Annotated in this window: 22 protein-coding genes; 18 read left to right on the plus strand and 4 right to left on the minus strand. The window is 52.3% G+C overall.

What is annotated here, in order from left to right; translation table 11 throughout:
* Positions 1–114: 114 nt before the first annotated feature.
* The gene (locus tag PAT9B_RS12015; protein ID WP_013509537.1) at positions 115–438 is read left to right on the plus strand and encodes a DUF6388 family protein; all 324 of its coding nucleotides are present in this window, start codon (positions 115–117) and stop codon (positions 436–438) included.
* Between the two features lie 197 nt (positions 439–635).
* Here PAT9B_RS12015 and iraP read toward each other — a convergent pair whose 3' ends face one another.
* Positions 636–929 carry an anti-adapter protein IraP gene (gene iraP / locus PAT9B_RS12020; RefSeq protein ID WP_013509538.1) on the minus strand — a complete coding sequence of 98 codons (294 nt, stop codon included), beginning with the start codon at positions 927–929 and terminating at the stop codon, positions 636–638.
* Positions 930–1,066: 137 nt separating this feature from the next.
* Between iraP and PAT9B_RS12025 the strand changes: the two genes are divergently transcribed.
* On the plus strand, positions 1,067–1,306 hold the full coding sequence (locus PAT9B_RS12025; RefSeq protein ID WP_013509539.1) for a DinI-like family protein: 240 nt from the start codon (positions 1,067–1,069) through the stop codon (positions 1,304–1,306).
* 18 nt (positions 1,307–1,324) lie between these two features.
* Here PAT9B_RS12025 and PAT9B_RS12030 read toward each other — a convergent pair whose 3' ends face one another.
* Complete coding sequence (locus tag PAT9B_RS12030) at positions 1,325–1,591, minus strand: hypothetical protein (RefSeq protein WP_013509540.1); 267 nt, start codon at positions 1,589–1,591, stop codon at positions 1,325–1,327.
* Between the two features lie 171 nt (positions 1,592–1,762).
* Positions 1,763–2,011, minus strand: coding sequence for a hypothetical protein (locus PAT9B_RS12035; RefSeq protein ID WP_013509541.1), 249 nt, complete (start codon positions 2,009–2,011; stop codon positions 1,763–1,765).
* A 247-nt stretch (positions 2,012–2,258) separates the two neighbouring features.
* Here PAT9B_RS12035 and PAT9B_RS12040 point away from each other — a divergent pair, with 247 nt between their 5' ends.
* The 3 genes from PAT9B_RS12040 (at position 2,259) to PAT9B_RS12050 (ending at position 6,869) form a co-directional block, all read left to right on the plus strand.
* Positions 2,259–3,470: a diguanylate phosphodiesterase gene (locus PAT9B_RS12040; protein WP_013509542.1), complete on the plus strand. Its 1,212-nt coding sequence runs from the start codon at positions 2,259–2,261 to the stop codon at positions 3,468–3,470.
* Between the two features lie 494 nt (positions 3,471–3,964).
* The gene (locus tag PAT9B_RS12045; RefSeq protein WP_013509543.1) at positions 3,965–5,218 is read left to right on the plus strand and encodes a hypothetical protein; all 1,254 of its coding nucleotides are present in this window, start codon (positions 3,965–3,967) and stop codon (positions 5,216–5,218) included.
* A gap of 400 nt (positions 5,219–5,618) precedes the next feature.
* Entirely contained in the window at positions 5,619–6,869 is a 1,251-nt protein-coding gene (locus tag PAT9B_RS12050) for a hypothetical protein (protein ID WP_013509544.1), read from the plus strand.
* 345 nt (positions 6,870–7,214) lie between these two features.
* On the opposite strand, the gene fliE is transcribed toward PAT9B_RS12050, so the two are convergent.
* Positions 7,215–7,526, minus strand: a complete 312-nt coding sequence (fliE, locus tag PAT9B_RS12055) for a flagellar hook-basal body complex protein FliE (RefSeq protein ID WP_013509545.1) — start codon at positions 7,524–7,526, stop codon at positions 7,215–7,217.
* A gap of 231 nt (positions 7,527–7,757) precedes the next feature.
* Here fliE and fliF point away from each other — a divergent pair, with 231 nt between their 5' ends.
* From fliF to fliR, 13 genes are all read left to right on the plus strand, one after another.
* Positions 7,758–9,473: a flagellar basal-body MS-ring/collar protein FliF gene (gene fliF / locus PAT9B_RS12060; protein WP_013509546.1), complete on the plus strand. Its 1,716-nt coding sequence runs from the start codon at positions 7,758–7,760 to the stop codon at positions 9,471–9,473.
* Positions 9,470–10,462 carry a flagellar motor switch protein FliG gene (gene fliG / locus PAT9B_RS12065; protein ID WP_013509547.1) on the plus strand — a complete coding sequence of 331 codons (993 nt, stop codon included), beginning with the start codon at positions 9,470–9,472 and terminating at the stop codon, positions 10,460–10,462. Before fliF ends, fliG begins: the two co-directional genes overlap by 4 nt.
* Positions 10,455–11,156 carry a flagellar assembly protein FliH gene (gene fliH / locus PAT9B_RS12070; protein WP_013509548.1) on the plus strand — a complete coding sequence of 234 codons (702 nt, stop codon included), beginning with the start codon at positions 10,455–10,457 and terminating at the stop codon, positions 11,154–11,156. Before fliG ends, fliH begins: the two co-directional genes overlap by 8 nt.
* Positions 11,156–12,517: a flagellar protein export ATPase FliI gene (gene fliI / locus PAT9B_RS12075; protein ID WP_013509549.1), complete on the plus strand. Its 1,362-nt coding sequence runs from the start codon at positions 11,156–11,158 to the stop codon at positions 12,515–12,517. Before fliH ends, fliI begins: the two co-directional genes overlap by 1 nt.
* A gap of 22 nt (positions 12,518–12,539) precedes the next feature.
* The gene (fliJ, locus tag PAT9B_RS12080; protein WP_013509550.1) at positions 12,540–12,983 is read left to right on the plus strand and encodes a flagellar export protein FliJ; all 444 of its coding nucleotides are present in this window, start codon (positions 12,540–12,542) and stop codon (positions 12,981–12,983) included.
* Positions 12,980–14,266 carry a flagellar hook-length control protein FliK gene (locus PAT9B_RS12085; protein ID WP_013509551.1) on the plus strand — a complete coding sequence of 429 codons (1,287 nt, stop codon included), beginning with the start codon at positions 12,980–12,982 and terminating at the stop codon, positions 14,264–14,266. Before fliJ ends, PAT9B_RS12085 begins: the two co-directional genes overlap by 4 nt.
* 129 nt (positions 14,267–14,395) lie before the next feature.
* Complete coding sequence (gene fliL, locus PAT9B_RS12090; RefSeq protein WP_013509552.1) at positions 14,396–14,881, plus strand: flagellar basal body-associated protein FliL; 486 nt, start codon at positions 14,396–14,398, stop codon at positions 14,879–14,881.
* Between the two features lie 4 nt (positions 14,882–14,885).
* Positions 14,886–15,893 carry a flagellar motor switch protein FliM gene (gene fliM / locus PAT9B_RS12095; protein ID WP_013509553.1) on the plus strand — a complete coding sequence of 336 codons (1,008 nt, stop codon included), beginning with the start codon at positions 14,886–14,888 and terminating at the stop codon, positions 15,891–15,893.
* Positions 15,886–16,296 carry a flagellar motor switch protein FliN gene (gene fliN / locus PAT9B_RS12100; protein ID WP_013509554.1) on the plus strand — a complete coding sequence of 137 codons (411 nt, stop codon included), beginning with the start codon at positions 15,886–15,888 and terminating at the stop codon, positions 16,294–16,296. Before fliM ends, fliN begins: the two co-directional genes overlap by 8 nt.
* 2 nt (positions 16,297–16,298) lie before the next feature.
* Complete coding sequence (gene fliO, locus PAT9B_RS12105; RefSeq protein ID WP_013509555.1) at positions 16,299–16,694, plus strand: flagellar biosynthetic protein FliO; 396 nt, start codon at positions 16,299–16,301, stop codon at positions 16,692–16,694.
* Positions 16,694–17,425, plus strand: a complete 732-nt coding sequence (gene fliP, locus PAT9B_RS12110) for a flagellar type III secretion system pore protein FliP (RefSeq protein ID WP_036625087.1) — start codon at positions 16,694–16,696, stop codon at positions 17,423–17,425. The genes fliO and fliP overlap by 1 nt, the downstream gene beginning before the upstream one ends.
* Positions 17,426–17,435: 10 nt before the next feature.
* Entirely contained in the window at positions 17,436–17,705 is a 270-nt protein-coding gene (gene fliQ, locus PAT9B_RS12115) for a flagellar biosynthesis protein FliQ (protein WP_013509557.1), read from the plus strand.
* Positions 17,705–18,493 (plus strand): flagellar biosynthetic protein FliR, encoded by a 789-nt coding sequence (gene fliR, locus PAT9B_RS12120; protein WP_013509558.1) that lies wholly within the window; start codon positions 17,705–17,707, stop codon positions 18,491–18,493. The genes fliQ and fliR overlap by 1 nt, the downstream gene beginning before the upstream one ends.
* Positions 18,494–18,787: the final 294 nt, after the last annotated feature.

Consider the following 18,787-nt stretch of genomic DNA (forward strand, 5'->3'; position numbering starts at 1 on the left):
TTATAATTTTTCCACTGAGTTACGCAAGGTATCTGCGTCGGATCTGCCGGGATTCCTGACAACCAAGCCCGCCCGCGCTACACTACGCGCCGAGTTAACCAGCAGGAACCCCGAATGAAAACGCCAGAACAGTATTACGCCCAGGCACGTGAAATGTTTTTTGCCGCCCATCCTGATTTCCAGGCGGCGCTGGATGAATTGTCCGACAATGATGCGCAGCAGGCGGGCATGACATTAGATGCACTGCGCCAGTGGCATGCAGAACGTATCTATGCCGCGTTCTTACGTCAGAAGAACCTTGATGGCATGCTGTTCTCTATTCAGCTCGCCGAACCGGACAAAGCGGTGGCCGCTGAAGCCATCGAAACCTACCTGAAAACCCACGCTGCCGCGTTAGGTATGACATGGGAAGAGTTCTGTATTAAGAACGAACTGTAAGCGCTTCAGTTTAGACTGGCTGCGATTTCACAGCTCGTACCACTCAAAATGATCAGGATAAAGTTGTACAAGTTAGTAAAACTTGTATAAGTTAACACTACGACTTCGGTCGTAGATTGTCCTTGAACGAATGGTGCTTTTGCACCGCCTCTGGAGGTGTTGCTGGATTTCCACCTCCAGAGGTCTTATTTTTTCCCTTACTCTTCCCGCTCAATCGCCTTCACTTCGACATAACGCGCCACCGCCAACAGGCGATTAATATGGGTCAATAACAGATCCACATCTGACTGCAAAAACGCTTCAGACGAACGAGACGCGGTGACAATCGCATCCTGGACCGTTTCGCTAATGGTCAGCGAATTATCCTGTTTTGCCTGAATCAATAACGCGGCAATCAACAGCGACTGTGCTTCAACCTGTGCCGTCAGCTCTTTCGCTTCCACATCCATTTTTGCCATCTTGAGCAAAATATCGATGACCAACTGTCGCATGCTTTCCCTCCTGGCATAAAAAGTATGGTTATGAGATGCAGCCCGATAAAATTATCGCCTTTCCTCCTTCCTGCCGCTTGATACTGTTTTTATTTACAGTAATATGACGCTCTGATTGATTAAATGGAATGCCCTGAATGTTTGTGGAGCTGATTTACGACAAGCGCAACGTCGCAGGATTACCCGGTGCGCGCGAAATGATCTTGCAGGAACTGGAAAAACGCGTGCAGCGGGTGTTTCCGGAACTTGAGGTACGGGTCAAGCCGATGGAACGGAACGCCATTGAGACCGATATGAGTAAAAACGATAAAGCCACACTGGCACGTATCATCGAAGAGATGTTCGATGAAGCCGATATGTGGCTGGTGGCGGACTAAACCACCCGCACGGGTGCCTTAGCTCTCCTGCTCGCTATGATTGACGGCGATTTCTAAATCCTGAATCGCCTGATCAATATCATCCAGCAGTTTCCCCTGTTTATTAATGAGTGTATCGAATCGTGCGGCATACGCTTTATCCTTATACTCACCGGCATCAAAAGCCAGCCAGTGACTGGACAGGGTTTCGGTGTTGCTCTGGGCATAATGACGCATCTCTTTGAGCTGTGAAGTCACATCACGCAAGTAGTCAGTTTTGGTTTTAATCGCTTCTGAATCACTCATGCTATTTTCCTTTTATTGAAAATGACCAATTTAAATAACGTCACAGTCATTAAAGGTAGTTGAATATAGCGAAGCCGCATTAGGAATAATCGGAACTGCGTGTGGTGCAGAGTAGCGAGGCAAAAAACCCGCACAGCGGCGGGTCAAGTGACACAAAAACTACGGCAAAAATTACAACACGTCGGTCAAGTGATCGACGACAACCCTTCCGTTCACATCGGTTTGCGTAATGCGGTAGCTGACATTCCAGGAACGCTGGACACAGAGTTTATCGAACAGGGAGACTTGCCCTTTATGCTCGCCATTCTCCCCGATAATACGCCACTCGGTAATATCTTCCTGACCGCGATTGTTGAGCCTTTGGATGCTCTGTTCGACTAAGCGGTCGCTATCATCAATCTTCAAATAATCACGCAACATTGTGCTCACCTCTGGTTAACGAAGATCACACTACTCTTTTTATTTGTCGTTTCAATCTAATATTTTTATCGTCAACGCCCGGGCAGCCTGATGGAGAAAGAATCCGATTTGACGCAGGCAGAACAACGCTTTTTATCCTGCCGAGCGCTTTCAGACGCTTCTCAATATAAATAATCGCTGTCTGCGACATTTTCCCCGAACGCTCTGTTAATGTAGACCTCACAAAAATAATGTTCTGGAACCTGCCATGCTCTCAACCATCCTTTATCGCAGCCATCTCTGCGACCATGTTCCGGTGAAAAAACTGCAAGACATGGTTGAAAAAGCCAATAGAAATAATGAATTATTGGATGTGACGGGCATTTTGTTATTTGACGGACTGCATTTTTTTCAATTGCTGGAGGGACCCGCTGAGGCGGTCCAGTCTATCTATGGCCGGATCTGTAAAGACGCCCGCCATCAAAATCTCGTGGAGTTGCTGCACGACCATGCGCCCGCGCGCCGTTTCGGCAATTCCGGCATGGAACTGATTGATTTACGCGAACATGATAAAGCCACCGTGCTTCAGGCAGTGCTGAACAAAGGAACGTCAAAATATCAACTCACTTTTGACGATCGGGCATTACGTTTTCTGCGTACCTTTGTCGAAGCGCGCGAAAAAGAAAACTATTTCGAGATCCCACCGGCCAACAGCTGGGAATTTATCGCCGATGCGCAGGAAATTTTGCTTATCGACGTCCCTGAAGACGCCACTACACAGTGCCATTTTGCCTTTCAGCCGATTATTGACCCTTTCTCCCGTGAAGTGCTGGCACTGGAAGCACTGATTCGCAGTGCCGACGGAGGTTCACCACAAAAGTTTTTTGCCCCCTACAGCCGCAAGCAAGTTTATGAAGTTGATCTCAAATGTAAAAGCCAGGCATTTAAACTGGCCCGGCAATTCAATATCCCAAAACTGACGCTGTCGATTAACCTGTTACCCATGTCGCTGGTGATGGTGCCAAATGCCGTGGATTATCTGCTGACGGAAATTCACGCCAATGGTCTGATCCCGGAGCAGATAGTGGTAGAAGTCACCGAGGACGAAGCGATATCACGCGCTGACGAATTTACCGCCGCGATTAAGCAGTTAAAGGCGGCAGGCATCAGTGTGGCACTGGATGATTTTGGTGCCGGATTTGCGGGCCTGTCGCTGCTGGCAAAATTCCAGCCAGACAAGATCAAAATCGACCGAAGTATCATCAAAGATGTCCATAAAAGCGGCCCGAAACAGGCGATTGTGCATGCCATGATTAAATGTTGTGCCTCGTTAGAAATCTCCGTGATTGCCGAAGGTGTTGAGCAGCCTGAAGAGTGGATGTGGCTGGAAGCGGCGGGAATCAGTAAGTTTCAGGGCTTTTTGTTTGCGCGGCCACAGCTGAATGGCATCCCGGCGGTGGCATGGCCGGAGATACGTTAATGCCGAAAACTTGCGTAATCGGGGGTTATGAACTAGCACCGCCAAAAAAGGGGTGTGATTCGCCTCACGATAACCAGCAAAAGAGCCCGCACGGCCCTATACTTTTCGGATAAATCTGAGATAATCCCTTTGCCCCTTCAAGAGCTAAGCCATTATGAGTGCCGGAGATAAGCGCCGGGTGGGGCATAAACTTCTTCTCCCAGATCGTTGATCGCATTCCCTTAAAACTCACTCCCTGGCAGCCTGCTAAATCGCGCCGCGACGATGCTGTGCACTGCATGCAAGATCGTCCAGGTTTCATCCTGACAATCGTGCAGAAAGAGTAGGATAGCGCCACTTTATCCCCCCATTGATCCTTCACTCAACCCAGTATCCTGCCATCAGCGGTCACAAACCGACACAATCGTAAATAATTAACCCTCCTTGTGTTAGGATTTCGTCCGAAATCGACCTCCCAACGGGTGATTATCACAGAACTTACAATGAGGATTATTGTGGATAAAGATAAAGGGATATTAAGTGGACCCGCGCTATTTGGCCTGATGTTTCTCGCTTTCATTGTTCTGGTGCTTCGCAGGCCAGATATTGTTATGCATGCGCAGCCCTGGGCAGAAGATGGCGTGTTATGGATGGCGGGTATCTATAATGATGGTTTCTGGCAATCACTGCTCAAACCAGAAGCGGGTTATTATCAGACCATATCCAGACTTACTTATGGTATCGCGTTGCTTTTTGGCCTGAAACAAGCGGCGCTGGTGGCGAACATCATTGCCATTCTCATCCGATGCTTTCTTGTTGGATTCATTGTTTCGAAAAGAATGAATTTTATTCAGTTAAGATATCGCGTGCTTATTGCCGCATACCTTATTCTGATGCCCAACGTTGCTGAAGGGTTTGTGAATATCACCAATGTTCACTGGTATCTTTCAATGTATTTGTTGGCTGTGGTAATGGCAAATGATGCAGAAACCCTGGCTGGTAAAGTGCATGACTTTACGGTTCTGGTGATCAGTGGTTTAAGTGGTCCTTTTGTCATTTTTATCGCACCCTGCCTGCTGTTCAAAAGGCTTTATACGCACGGTGGCGTGGTTAATGCGATTAAAAAAATAAGCCTCTTTGATGTTGTCATGGCTGCCTGTTGCCTGATTCAGATTACCGTAATCCTGACATCTCCGGCAGCCGCCAGATCTAACGCGCCACTCGGTGCGAGCTTCTCGATGCTGGCCGATCTTGTTTCATGCCGTATCATTTATGGCTCATTCCTGCCATTCGAGATGGCAAGAAACATGGCCGCGCATGGCAACATCAACACCCTATTATTTATCGCGTTAGCTGCCATGCTTATTTTCTCATTCATCAAGTATGGCTGGCGAGTAAAGTCCATTATTTTATTCCCGGTATTAATGATCGGATTTGCGCTGGCAAGACCGCTTATTTCACCCGATCAACCGCAATGGCCCGTGGCTTTCAACTCGGAGGCGGGAGAACGCTATTTTTATGTCACCAATGTGGCTCTGGCTTGTCTTGCCATCGCATTGGTTTCAGTAACACCGAGAATGAAAACTCAGATTCTGGTCGCGGGCTTTATGGTTTTCGCCATCTTTATACCAAAGGGATTTCGTTTAAATGAACTCCCTGATTCTGGTTACTATCAGGATGTCAGTGCTTTCGAAGCTAAAGAGAAAGGTGAGAAAGTTAGCATCAACATACTCCCACCAGGCTGGGCGATGAAACTGATCAAAAAGTAATAATCACTGCGCCCCGTCAGGGGCGCAAGATGAAGTATTCATACAAGGACAACTCTCACCGTTAAATATGGCTCCCGTTGTACGCATATTTTTCTCCCGGGCTGTTTAAGTCTTTTATATCTGGCTGATAGATAAGTGCATATATACATGTACTTATCTATCGTTAGACCCATCGTATTGTCCAATATCGCCTGATAAAAAAGGCATAGAACGAAGAAGAAACCTGGTGACGAATATCGTGGCCCTTACCCACCACACGTGCAGGTAATTCATGAGAAATATAACTGTAGCTGCCACCACAAACTGACACAACAGTACGATTTTCACTCCATTTATGTTAGGGCTTGCTTACAACAACTGTTTAATTTTAATAACTAATAAAATTGAAATGAGGACTATCTTGGAAAAGAAAAAAGGGGTATTTACTGCGCCAGCACTCATGATAATGATGACTCTGGCTTTTATTTTAATGATTCTACGTAGACCAGACATTGTCACCCACGCTCAACCCTGGGCAGAAGATGGTGCCGCATGGATGGCTCAGGCATACAACTACGGTTTTTGGAAATCATTAATTATCGCGCATAGCGGCTATTATCAAACCGTATCACGATTAACATTTAGTATCGCTCTTATTTTTGGCATATCAAAAGCCGCACTTGTGGCAAACCTCATTGCGATGCTGATCAGGTGTTTCTTTATAGGCTTCATTCTCTCTTCACGCATGAATTTCATTCACATCGGATACCGGATTGCCATTGCATTATATATTTTGCTGATGCCGGGCATTTCCGAAGCTTATGTCAACATCACCAACGCGCAATGGTATCTGTCGCTGTATATGCTTGCCGTTGTGATGGCCAGCGCCCCGGTAGATACCAAAAATAACATCCATGACTATTTAATCATGATCATTGGTGGATTAAGTGGGCCATTTGCTCTTTTCGTTGCGCCATGTTTGATTATCAAACGAATTAGCGAACGAGGAGGCTTCCTTAAAGCGATTAAGGGCATCAATATGTTTGATGTCACCCTTGCAGCTTGCTGTATCATCCAGATTTTTGGCATTGTCACCACCGCCGGGACAGCACGACAGATCGTGTCGGAAGGAACCAGTCTCGGCCTGTTGGCGAATATCGTTTCGTGTCGGATTATCTTCAGTGCGTTTCTGCCATTTGATTTAGCGAAAGCGATGGCTGCACACGATCATGTCAACATGGTTCTATTTCTCATCCTTTCCGTTTCACTGATTGCTGCATTCTTCAAATTCGGCTGGAGGATAAAAGCATTGATTTTATTCCCCATCTTTGTTTTCGCTTCTGCACTTATTAGCCAGTTGGGCAGCTCCGGTCAGTCTATGTGGCCGATTTTGTATCACACCGATGGCGCTCAACGATACTTCATTGCTACCAACATTTGCCTTGCCTGCCTTGCTATCATTCTTATTTCAACACTTAACAAGTTCAGAACGACCATTGCAGTTGCTGCCACAGTGTTTTTTATTTACTTCACACCGTTATATTTTACCTTTCCCGCCATCAATGACTCTGGCTACTATCAGGACCTGGAGTCGTTTGAGAGTCTTGCCCCCGGAAAAATGGCGGAGATAAGAATTCCACCAAACTGGAAAATGGTTCTGCAAAAGAAATAAAAGAAAGCTGACGAATACACTGCCCCGCAAAAGCCGGATAGCCCGCTGATTAAGGGGCAGTTTTTATCACCAGTGCCATTTGCAAGTTCTGAGAGAAGAGTTTGCAGACGTCGCTGTCACCATGACAAAACGGCTACACAACGTCAGGAAGAGCAGACCGGTACCCAGCGCACGACTGGCATGCCAATCTACCGGTGGTCTGAAGGGTTACGGGGGCATGGATGCAGGAAAACAACGACGAGCAGATGAACCGGATTAACTCGCCATTTGCTGACGTTGCCCTGCATATGCCCTACCGGAAAGCATCAGGAGGGTACACCCGATACTGTTCAGGCAGTTAAAGAACTAGACCTGCATATTCATGATATCAGTATACGCCGACACCAGTTTGTTCCTGACCTGAATGCCCATCTGCATCGAAATCGACGATTTTTGCAGATCGACCATCACATCATTTAATGCCACGCCCGGCTTGCCCATCTCAAAATCCTGCGCCTGGCTGCGTGCATTGTTTTGCGTTTCACTGATCTTATCCAGTGCCGCTTTCATGGTCGCACCAAAGTCCACCTGCTGAGTGGCGTCACTCTGCTGGCCGCTGGCTTGCAACGACGTCAGCTGCAGCTGTTGCAGAACACCATCAATTGCCTGAATCGACATGCCAATACCTCGTTGAAGATGATTCATTTTTTCACGCTGGAAAAGTTATCACACTGTCAATAAGACAAAGGCGTTAAATGACTGCAAAAACCCCGGCTTTTTCGCCCATCAAATTTCGCGATTCAGAAAATAATGCAAAGCATTGGAGTGGAATTTCACTTTTCGACGTTTCAGGGAGTCCGTTTTGTCACCACAACTCACCCGGTCAATTATGTCAGGCAGGAATCGGTCATGAATGCGAGTGCAGCCGCTACACAGGATACAACCAAGAAAGGCTTCAGTGACCTTCTCGCTCGCCTGCGCGCCAATCCGCGAATTCCCTTAATAATCGCAGCCGCTGCGGCTATCGCAGTGGTCATTGCGTTGGTGCTCTGGGCAAAAGCCCCCGACTATCGCGTCCTTTATAGCAACCTCTCCGATGAGGATGGCGGCGCAATTGTCACCCAGTTGACCCAGATGAACATTCCCTACCAGTTTGCCGAGAATGGCGGCGCACTGATGGTGCCAGCCGATAAGGTGCATGAACTGCGCCTGCGTCTCGCCCAACAGGGTCTGCCAAAAGGTGGATCGGTAGGTTTTGAGCTGATGGATAAAGAGAAGTTTGGCATCAGCCAGTTCAGCGAACAGGTCAACTATCAGCGCGCGCTGGAAGGTGAACTGGCACGCACCATTGAAACACTCGGTCCGGTTAAGAGCGCGCGCATCCACCTGGCGATGCCAAAACCCACCCTGTTCGTGCGTGAGCAGAAAGCCCCGTCGGCCTCTGTCACCCTCAACCTGCAACCGGGACGCGCACTGGATGAAGGCCAGATTCAGGCCGTAGTGCATATGGTTTCGAGCAGCGTACCTGGCTTACCGCCGGGCAACGTGACGGTGGTGGATCAGGCTGGTCGTCTGTTGACCCGTTCGGACAGTGAAGGTCGCGATCTCAATGATGCCCAGCTGAAATACACCGCTGAGGTGGAAGGTCGTTATCAGCAACGTATTGAAGCCATCCTCAATCCGATTGTTGGCCAGGGCAATGTGCACGCGCAGGTGACAGCGCAGCTCAACTTTGACCGCAGCGAACAGACGGATGAGAAGTATCAACCGAACGGCAGCCCTGATAATTCGGCAATTCGCTCGCGCCAGACCAGCACCAGCGAGCAAAACGGTAGCCCGTATCCGGGTGGCGTACCGGGAGCGTTGTCGAATCAACCGGCTCCCGCAAATACTGCGCCGGTGACCAATCCGCCCGCCAACAATGCCAATGGTCAGAATGCCAACGGACAGAACAACGCCGCGAACGGCACCAATACCAGTACCACGCAGAACAGTGGCCCGAGCAACTCACGTCGTGACGATACCGTTAACTACGAGTTGGATCGCACCATTCGTCATACCAAGCTGAACGTCGGTGACGTGCAGCGCCTGTCAGTTGCCGTGGTGGTGAACTATCGCGCTGATGATAAAGGCAAAGAAGTTGCTCTGAACGATCAGCAGATTAAGCAGATTGAGGATCTGACGCGTGAAGCGATGGGTTACTCCCAGACCCGTGGCGACAGCATCAACGTGGTGAACTCACCGTTCAATATGACGGAGCCTGCCGGTGGCGACCTGCCCTTCTGGCAACAGCAGTCGTTCTTTGATCAGTTGATGAGCGCCGGTCGCTGGCTGCTGGTGGCGTTGGTTGCCTTCATCCTCTACCGCAAGCTGGTACGTCCGCAGATTATGCGTAAACGTGAGCAGGAACAGGCTGCCGCTGAAGCTGCTGCTGCCCGCGCTACTGCTCAGGAAGAAGAACAAGCCTATAGCGTCCAGCTCAGCAAAGATGAACTGGATCAGGAACGCAAATCCACCAACCGCATGAGTGCGGAAGTGATGAGCCAGCGTATCCGCGATATGTCTGAAAACGATCCACGCGTAGTTGCGCTGGTGATCCGTGAATGGATGAGTAACGAACTATGAGTCTGACCGGTACTGAAAAAAGCGCCATTCTGATGATGACCATTGGCGAGGACCGTGCGTCTGAGGTGTTCAAACACCTCAACCAGCGTGAAGTGCAGCATCTGAGTGCGGCCATGGCCAGCATGAAACAGATCTCACACAAGCAGCTGACTGAGGTGTTGCGTGAGTTTGAGCTGAATGCCGAGCAGTTTGCCGCGCTCAGTCTCAACTCCAACGAATACCTGCGCACCGTGTTGGTCAAGGCGTTGGGCGAAGAGCGAGCTTCCAGTCTGTTGGAAGATATTCTCGAAACCCGCGAAACCACCAGCGGCATGGAAACGCTCAACTTTATGGAGCCGCAGGCGGCGGCGGACCTTATCCGCGACGAGCACCCGCAGATCATCGCCACCATCCTGGTCCACCTCAAGCGTGGTCAGGCGGCGGATATTCTGGCGCTGTTCGACGAACGTCTGCGTCACGACGTGATGCTGCGTATCGCCACCTTCGGCGGCGTGCAGCCAGCGGCACTGGCCGAGCTGACCGAAGTGCTCAACAGCCTGCTGGATGGCACCAACCTCAAGCGTGCGAAGATGGGCGGCGTGAGAACCGCAGCAGAAATTATCAACCTGATGAAAACCCAGCAGGAAGAGGCGGTTATCGAAGCCGTGCGCGACTTCGATGGCGAGCTGGCACAGAAGATCATCGACGAGATGTTCCTGTTCGAAAACCTGGTGGAAGTGGACGACCGCAGCATCCAGCGTCTGTTGCAGGAAGTGGAGTCCGAGCAGTTGCTGATCGCCCTGAAGGGTGCCGAACAGCCGCTGCGCGAGAAGTTCCTCAAGAACATGTCGGCACGTGCGGCAGATATTCTGCGCGACGATCTCGCCAACCGTGGCCCGGTCCGTATGTCTGCGGTAGAAAACGAACAGAAAGCCATTCTGTTGGTGGTACGCCGTCTGGCAGAAGCCGGCGAAATGGTAATTGGTGGTGGCGAGGAAACCTATGTCTGATGCCTTTTCTGCCCGTCCGTGGCAACGCTGGCAGCCTGATGATTTAGGACGTTCATTCGATCCTGAGCCTGAAATCCTGCCGCTGGAGTCGATCAGCGACGAAGTGCTGAGTGCCGAAGATGAACAGCAACAACAGCTGGAGCGTCTGCAGCAGCAAATGCGCAAAGAGGCGCAGACGCAGGGCTACAGCGAAGGCTATCAGAAAGGTCACGCTGAATCTCAGCAACATGGCTACGACGCGGGTTTCCAGCAGGGTCTGGCTGATGCGCAGCAGCAGCAAGCGCCGTTGCAGGCGCGCATGCAGCAGTTGGTGACGGAATTCCAGCACACCCTGGAGTCGCTCGATAGCGTGATCGCTGCACGGCTGATGCAGCTGGCACTGGAAGCTGCGCGCACCGTTATCGGCCAGGCAACCACGGTCGATGGCAGCGCCCTGCTGCGCCAGATCCAGCAGTTGATTCAACAGGAGCCGATGTTCAGCGGGAAACCACAGCTGCGCGTTCACCCGGATGATCTGCAACGAATTGAGCAAACCCTCGGCCCAACGCTGGATCTGCACGGCTGGCGTCTGCTGGCCGACAGCAGCCTGCACCCTGGCGGCTGTAAACTCAGCGCCGAGGATGGCGATCTCGACGCCAGCGTGGCAACGCGCTGGCAGGAACTGTGCCGCCTGGCGGCACCAGGAGAGTTCTGATGAGTACGCGCCTCAATCGCTGGCTCGGGGCGCTGGACGCCTTCGAAGACCGTATTTCTCAGGTGCAGACCGTGCGGCGCTATGGGCGTCTGGTTCGTGCCACCGGCCTGGTGCTGGAGGCCACCGGCCTGCAACTGCCGCTCGGTGCCACCTGCATTATTGAACGCCATGACGGTGCAACCATCACCGAAGTGGAAAGCGAAGTGGTTGGCTTTAACGGCCAGAAACTGTTTCTGATGCCGCTGGAAGAAGTGGACGGTATTTTACCGGGTGCGCGCGTCTATGCCCGCGTCACTGGCGATAATGCCCACAGCGGCAAACAGTTGTTACTCGGCCCACAACTGCTGGGCCGCGTGCTTGATGGCAGCGGCAAACCGCTGGATGGCTTACCCTCCCCGGATACGGGCTATCGTGCGCCATTAATCACCGCGCCATTCAACCCCTTACAACGTACCCCGATTGAGGATGTGCTGGATACCGGCGTGCGCGCCATTAACGCCCTGCTCACCGTTGGTCGCGGCCAGCGTATGGGTTTGTTCGCCGGTTCTGGCGTCGGTAAAAGCGTGCTGCTCGGCATGATGGCGCGTTATACCAAAGCCGATGTGATCGTGGTTGGCCTGATTGGCGAACGTGGCCGTGAAGTGAAAGAGTTTATTGAAAACATTCTGGGTGCCGAAGGGCGTGCCCGCTCGGTGGTGATTGCGGCCCCGGCTGATGTCTCGCCGCTGCTACGGATGCAGGGCGCGGCCTATGCCACGCGCATCGCGGAAGATTTTCGCGATCGCGGTCAGCACGTGCTGCTGATTATGGACTCCCTCACCCGCTACGCCATGGCCCAGCGCGAGATCGCCTTGGCGATCGGGGAACCCCCTGCCACCAAAGGCTATCCACCCTCCGTCTTTGCCAAACTGCCTGCCCTGGTAGAACGCGCCGGTAACGGTACGCACGGCGGCGGTTCAATTACCGCGTTTTATACCGTGCTGACCGAAGGTGACGACCAGCAAGACCCGATCGCCGACTCCGCACGTGCGATTCTCGACGGTCATATCGTGTTGTCGCGCCGTCTGGCGGAAGCCGGTCATTATCCGGCGATTGATATTGAAGCCTCGATCAGCCGTGCCATGACGGCGCTGATTGATGAAAACCATTACGCCCGCGTGCGTCAGTTTAAACAACTGCTCTCCAGCTTCCAGCGCAACCGCGATCTGGTCAGCGTGGGCGCTTACGCCGCAGGTAGCGATCCGATGCTGGATCGGGCCATTAAGCTCTATCCACAGATGGAAGCCTTCCTGCAACAGGGGATTTTCGAACGCAGCGACTACGACGATGCCTGTCTGCATTTACAGGCGATGTTCGGTTAACGCTGCGTGAAGGGGGATTGCAATGAAAACGGCCAATGCTATCGATACATTGCGCGACCTGGCAGAACAGGACCTGGAGAAAGCGGTCATCCACCTCGGTGATATGCGTCGCGGCCACCAGCAAGCTGACGAGCAGCTGCATATGCTGCTCGATTACCAGGATGAGTATCGCAACAAGCTCAATCAGGATATGTCTGGCGGTATCGCCAGCACCCGCTGGACCAACTATCACCAATTTATTCAGACGCTGGAAAAAGCCATTGAGCAGCATCGTCAGCAGTTGCTGCAATGGAGCCAGCGCCTCGATCAGGCGCTCAATAATTGGCGCGAAAAGCAAAAACGGCTCAATGCCTACCAAACGCTGATTACCCGCGCCGCTGAAAACGCATTACGACAAGAAAACCGTCTCGACCAGAAACGGATGGATGAATACGCCCAACGGGCCGCATTGAGGAAAGGCGAATGATTACGCTGCCAACACTCGTTACACAAACCGCCAGTTCGGGAGAGGCAGATACTTCAGCCTCAACGGACATTCTGCAGGGGGTGGAAAACCTACCGCAGGACTTCGTGACCGCACTGGGCAATCAGTTATTGACGCTGGCAAAGCAACAAGGCACCGGCGTGCAATCGGCTGATTCATCAGCAGAAAGCGATGAAAAATCCAGCAAAGGTGTCTCACTGAGTGCGCTGATGGAAGCACTGGACAAACCAGAGACCCTGAACGCACTTTTACAGCCGGAAAATATTAAAGCCACGCTGAAATCAGCCGATGATAAGGATAAGAGTGAGGCAAGTTCGTTAAGCGCCAGCGACTTACAGAATGTTCAGGCCCTGTTTGCCATGTTACCGGCCGCAGTGGAAGATCGTACCACACAGACGGCAGCGACGAACGTATTGAGTGAGAACACCAGCGACAGTCGTGCCAGTCTGAACAATACGTTACTGAGCGCGTTGACGCGTCAGGCAAAGGATGAGCAGCCGGAGACTACGGCAGCCACCACGCCGACGGCAACCACCGCCGTGACGAAGAAAACCAGCGATATCGCCGATGCGTTAAGCGCGCAGACCACGACAACGCAGGCCAGCAGCACGACCAGTACCAGTGCGACCAACAGCACCGCCCTGACGCTGGATGAGAGTTTTCAGCAGGTGCTGAGTACGCTAAGTAAACCGGATGATAAACGTGATCTGAGCAGTACTGACACGACCACACCGGTGACCAGTGCACCGCTGAGCAGTAGCAGCACACTGACCAGTAGCACCGCGTCGACCAGCACCACGCCGTCGACACCGATGCTCAATGCGCAACTTGGCACGTCGGAATGGCAACAGGCATTGAGTCAGCAGATTGTGATGTTCAGTCGCAACGGCCAGCAGAACGCGGAGTTGCGTCTGCACCCGGAGGACCTGGGTGCAATTCAGATCAGCCTGACCCTGGATAAGGATCAGGCACAGTTGAATATGGTTTCCAGCCACAGCCATGTGAGGGCCGCGCTGGAAGCGGCTCTCCCACAGCTGAAAACGGCGCTGGCGGAGAGCGGTATAAACCTGGGACAGAGTAATGTCAGCAGCGACGCTTCCGCACAAGGCCAGAATTATCAGGGTCAGCAGGAAGGTCGCCGTGATGGCCAGCACGGCAGCTTTACCCTCTCCCAGGACAGTGAAAACGAGATAACGCCTATTGCCGTCCCGGCAGCCCTCCAGGCGCGCGCGACCGGCAACGGCGCTGTCGATATCTTTGCCTGACAGCGGCTAACGCTGAAGGTAAGCGTAAAACCCGCGTCTTTTCTTCCCATTGTTTGACTTAAGACGCGGGATAATCTGTCCAGGCGAGCCGAAAGGCTTGCCCATAATTCACAGGAAGTAACTGCAAACATGTCTGATAACGCGAAAGCTAAAGGCCGCAAACGTTCAATATTAATTCCGGTGTTACTGATTGTGACGCTGGCCGCTTGCAGCGTGGCAGGCTATGCAGTCTGGCGAATGATGAATAAACACGAGGGCGATAAACCGGAAGTGGCGAAAGTAGAGCCACCCCCTGCCCCCGTATTTTTTGCAATGGATACTTTTACGGTTAACCTGGTCAATCCTGACAACGATCCTGACCGTGTGCTGTACGTGGGCTTCACGCTGCGTCTGCCCGATGAGGACACCCGACGTCGGCTGAATGACTACCTGCCGGAAGTGCGCAGCCGCCTGCTGTTGCTGCTCTCGCGTCAAAGCGCTGCTGCGCTGGCGACCGAGCAAGGCAAGCAGGCCCTGGTTGATCAGATCAAACAGGTGCTGGCACCGCCGCTGGTAAAAGGTCAACCTCCGCAGGTGGTCAGTGACGTGCTGTTTACCGCCTTCATTTTGAGGTGATTTAATGGGCGATAGCATTCTCTCCCAGGCTGAGATTGACGCGCTGCTCAATGGCGACAGTGACAGCGCGGAAGTAGAGAAGAGTTCCACCGGGGGCGATGGTGATATTCGCCCCTATGATCCCAATACCCAGCGACGCGTTGTTCGTGAACGTTTGCAGGCGCTGGAGATCATCAATGAGCGTTTTGCCCGTCACTTTCGTATGGCGCTGTTTAACCTGTTGCGCCGCAGCCCGGATATTAGCGTCGGTGCGATCAAGATTCAGCCGTACCATGAGTTTGCCCGCAACCTGCCGGTGCCAACTAACCTGAACTTGATCCACCTGAAACCGCTGCGCGGCACTGCGCTGGTGGTGTTCTCGCCGAGTCTGGTATTTATCGCCGTGGATAACCTGTTCGGTGGCGATGGTCGCTTCCCTACCAAAGTGGAAGGCCGCGAATTTACCCATACCGAGCAGCGCGTCATTCGCCGCATGCTGAAGCTGGCGCTGGAAGGCTACAGCGACGCCTGGAAAGCGATTTACCCGCTGGATGTGGAGTATGTCCGTTCTGAGATGCAGGTGAAGTTCACCAACATCACCACCTCACCGAACGATATCGTGGTCAACACCCCGTTCCAGGTTGAGATTGGTAACCTGGTGGGTGAATTTAATATCTGTATTCCGTTTTCGATGATTGAGCCGCTGCGCGAGCTGCTGGTCAATCCCCCACTGGAGAACTCACGTCAGGAAGATAACCACTGGCGCGACAACCTGGTGAAACAGGTGCAGCACTCGGAGCTGGAGCTGATTGCCCACTTCGCGGATGTATCGCTGCGTCTGTCACGAATTTTGCAACTGAAACCTGGTGACGTCCTGCCCATTGAGAAGCCGGATCGCATCATCGCACACGTAGATGGCGTACCCGTGCTCACCAGCCAGTACGGCACGTTAAACGGCCAGTATGCGCTGCGTGTCGAGCACCTGATTAACCCGATTTTGAATTCGCTGAATGAGGAACAGCCCAATGAGTGACAGCAAGAAACCGTCCGATGACGACATCTCCGCGGACGATCTGTGGGCTGCAGCAATGAATGAGCAGGCGGCAACCAGCGCGCCGGAGCAAAGCGAAGCCGTATTCAAGTCGCTCGACGGTAGCGGTGCCAGCGGATCATTGCAGGACATCGACCTGATCATGGATATCCCGGTCAAACTGACCGTGGAACTGGGTCGTACCAAAATGACCATCAAAGAGCTGCTGCGTCTGACGCAGGGTTCCGTGGTGGCCCTTGATGGTCTGGCCGGTGAACCGCTGGATATTCTGATCAACGGTTACCTGATTGCCCAAGGTGAAGTGGTGGTGGTGAACGATAAATATGGCGTGCGTATCACCGATATCATCACCCCGTCTGAACGTATGCGTCGTCTGAGCCGCTAAGTATGTTGAAGAACGCGCAAACGGTACAACCTGCCAGCCACAGCCAACCGGTGGTGTCAGCCGGTTCGGTGATTGGTCAGGTCAGCAGCGTGCTGGCGGTGATTGTATTACTGATCCTCGCCTGTGGCTGGCTGGCCCGCCGTCTCGGTTTTGCGCCGAAAGCGGTAAGCGGCCAGGCGCTGAAAGTCAGTGCCAGCGTCCAGGTCGGCCAACGCGAACGTGTGGTGATTGTCGATACCCATGATGCCCGTCTGGTGCTCGGTGTCACCGCACAGCAGATTACCCACCTGCACAGCCTGCCACCGCTGGCTCCGGAAGACCGTGTTGCGCAACCTGCACCGCAGGATTTTCGTCAGCTATTACAGACTCTGGTTAAACGTCCCGGAAAACCCCAATGATGCGTCGCTTGCTTCCCCTTCTGCCGCTGTTACTGCTGGCACCGGTTGCGCATGCGCAACTGCCAGGCCTGGTAAGCCATCCGCTGGCAAATGGTGGCCAGAGTTGGTCGCTGCCGGTGCAGACGCTGGTTTTTATCACCTCACTGACCTTTATTCCGGCCGTGCTGCTGATGATGACCAGTTTCACCCGCATCATTATTGTGTTCGGTTTGTTGCGCAACGCGCTTGGCACGCCCTCCGCACCGCCAAACCAGGTGCTGGTCGGTCTGGCGTTATTTCTCACCTTCTTCATCATGGCACCGACGTTCGACAAGATTTATTCCGACGCCTATCTGCCGTTCAGTCAGGACAAGATCAGCATGGATGTCGCCATTGATAAAGGCGCACAACCGCTGCGTGAGTTTATGCTGCGTCAGACGCGTGAAGCCGATTTGGCACTGTTTGCCCGTCTGGCGAATACGCCGCCCATTGAGGGGCCGGAAGCGGTGCCGATGCGCATCCTGCTGCCTGCTTATGTCACCAGCGAGCTGAAAACGGCCTTCCAGATTGGTTTTACCGTGTTTATTCCGTTCCTGATCATCGATCTGGTGGTTGCCAGCGTGTTGATGGCGCTGGGGATGATGATGGTCCCCCCCGCAACCATTTCGCTGCCCTTCAAGCTAATGCTGTTTGTCCTGGTGGATGGCTGGCAATTGCTGGTGGGTTCGCTGGCGCAAAGTTTCTATTCCTGAGGAGTGCAACATGACACCCGAATCGGTAATGGTAATGGGGCAGGACGCAATGCGTGTTGCGCTGCTGTTGGCCGCGCCAATGTTGTTGGTGGCGCTGGTTAGCGGCCTGATCATCAGCCTGTTGCAGGCGGCGACGCAGGTCAACGAACAAACCCTGTCGTTTATTCCCAAGATTCTTGCGGTGGCGGCCACGGCAGTGATCGCCGGTCCGTGGATGCTCAATCTGATCCTGGATTACATGCGCACCCTGTTTAGCAACCTGCCTTACATCATCGGTTAATGATTAACCTCGACAGCAGCCAATTGGTCCATTGGGTCAGTCAATTTTTCTGGCCGATGGTACGTTTGCTGGCGTTGTTTGCCAGTGCTCCGGTGTTGAGCGAAAAAAGCATCCCGAATCGCGTCAAGATTGGTCTGGCAGTCCTCACCACCTGGATTTTGATGCCGCTGCTGCCACCGGTAGAAACCACCCTGTTCACAGCAGCCGGCTTCTGGCTGCTGCTGCAACAAATTCTGATTGGTGTTGGTCTGGGTCTGACCATGCAGTTTGCCTTTGGCGCAGTGCGTATGGCGGGCGAAGTGATTGGCTTGCAGATGGGGTTATCGTTCGCCACCTTCTTTGATCCAGGTAGTCGTCTGAATATGCCGGTGCTGGCCCGAATTCTTGATATGCTGGCGATGCTGCTGTTCCTGACCTTCAACGGCCATCTGTGGCTGATATCCATGCTGGTCGACAGTTTTCACACCATGCCGATCAGCGATCACCCGCTAAATGCCAACGCGTTTATGGCACTGGTCAAAGCCGCGGGATTAATTTTCCTTAACGGCATGATGTTAGCCCTGCCATTAATCGTTCTACTCCTCACGCTCAATATGGCCCTGGGTTTGTTAAACCGTGTTACACCACAGTTATCAGTTTTCGTTGTTGGCTTCCCGATCACCTTAACTGTGGGGATCTTGAGTCTCGGTCTGATGATGCCGCTCCTTGCACCTTTCTGTGAACATCTCTTCAGCGAAGTCTTTGATTTGCTCGCTCAGTTCATGTCAGAACTGTCCCACGCGGGATGATTAACGATTCTGTAGCCGTTCTTAAGTGATAGTTAAGCATTCAAAATCTATTTGTGCATTTTTCGAACCATATTTCTCAGAAATCAACTGAGGAAATTCTGATAAATGCGCATTTCTGGTGAAAATTATTCTTATTAAACCGCGCTTCAAGTATTTTAGTCAGACGAATCCTACAGTGCCTAAGCGTGTGGATTCGTTGAGAAAATGCCCAAAATATTGTTTTTCAACAAAAAAAATTTAACAGCGATTTTTCTTGTAAGAAAACCTTTTTTACGGCATTGTCAACACTCGCTG

Source organism: Pantoea sp. At-9b (genome assembly GCF_000175935.2).
Taxonomy (GTDB): domain Bacteria; phylum Pseudomonadota; class Gammaproteobacteria; order Enterobacterales; family Enterobacteriaceae; genus Pantoea.

Excerpts from the sequence above, each read along its gene's own strand:
- fliE (WP_013509545.1), bottom strand. The coding sequence starts at position 7,526 with ATGTCGATTCAGGCAATTGATGGTGTTCTGCAACAGCTGCAGCTGACG.
- fliG (WP_013509547.1), top strand. The coding sequence starts at position 9,470 with ATGAGTCTGACCGGTACTGAAAAAAGCGCCATTCTGATGATGACCATT.
- fliM (WP_013509553.1), top strand. The coding sequence starts at position 14,886 with ATGGGCGATAGCATTCTCTCCCAGGCTGAGATTGACGCGCTGCTCAAT.
- fliL (WP_013509552.1), top strand. The coding sequence starts at position 14,396 with ATGTCTGATAACGCGAAAGCTAAAGGCCGCAAACGTTCAATATTAATT.
- fliR (WP_013509558.1), top strand. The coding sequence starts at position 17,705 with ATGATTAACCTCGACAGCAGCCAATTGGTCCATTGGGTCAGTCAATTT.
- PAT9B_RS12035 (WP_013509541.1), bottom strand. The coding sequence starts at position 2,011 with ATGTTGCGTGATTATTTGAAGATTGATGATAGCGACCGCTTAGTCGAA.
- fliH (WP_013509548.1), top strand. The coding sequence starts at position 10,455 with ATGTCTGATGCCTTTTCTGCCCGTCCGTGGCAACGCTGGCAGCCTGAT.
- fliQ (WP_013509557.1), top strand. The coding sequence starts at position 17,436 with ATGACACCCGAATCGGTAATGGTAATGGGGCAGGACGCAATGCGTGTT.
- PAT9B_RS12030 (WP_013509540.1), bottom strand. The coding sequence starts at position 1,591 with ATGAGTGATTCAGAAGCGATTAAAACCAAAACTGACTACTTGCGTGAT.
- fliN (WP_013509554.1), top strand. The coding sequence starts at position 15,886 with ATGAGTGACAGCAAGAAACCGTCCGATGACGACATCTCCGCGGACGAT.
- PAT9B_RS12040 (WP_013509542.1), top strand. The coding sequence starts at position 2,259 with ATGCTCTCAACCATCCTTTATCGCAGCCATCTCTGCGACCATGTTCCG.
- fliP (WP_036625087.1), top strand. The coding sequence starts at position 16,694 with ATGCGTCGCTTGCTTCCCCTTCTGCCGCTGTTACTGCTGGCACCGGTT.
- fliI (WP_013509549.1), top strand. The coding sequence starts at position 11,156 with ATGAGTACGCGCCTCAATCGCTGGCTCGGGGCGCTGGACGCCTTCGAA.
- iraP (WP_013509538.1), bottom strand. The coding sequence starts at position 929 with ATGCGACAGTTGGTCATCGATATTTTGCTCAAGATGGCAAAAATGGAT.
- PAT9B_RS12015 (WP_013509537.1), top strand. The coding sequence starts at position 115 with ATGAAAACGCCAGAACAGTATTACGCCCAGGCACGTGAAATGTTTTTT.
- PAT9B_RS12025 (WP_013509539.1), top strand. The coding sequence starts at position 1,067 with ATGTTTGTGGAGCTGATTTACGACAAGCGCAACGTCGCAGGATTACCC.
- PAT9B_RS12085 (WP_013509551.1), top strand. The coding sequence starts at position 12,980 with ATGATTACGCTGCCAACACTCGTTACACAAACCGCCAGTTCGGGAGAG.
- fliO (WP_013509555.1), top strand. The coding sequence starts at position 16,299 with ATGTTGAAGAACGCGCAAACGGTACAACCTGCCAGCCACAGCCAACCG.
- fliF (WP_013509546.1), top strand. The coding sequence starts at position 7,758 with ATGAATGCGAGTGCAGCCGCTACACAGGATACAACCAAGAAAGGCTTC.
- fliJ (WP_013509550.1), top strand. The coding sequence starts at position 12,540 with ATGAAAACGGCCAATGCTATCGATACATTGCGCGACCTGGCAGAACAG.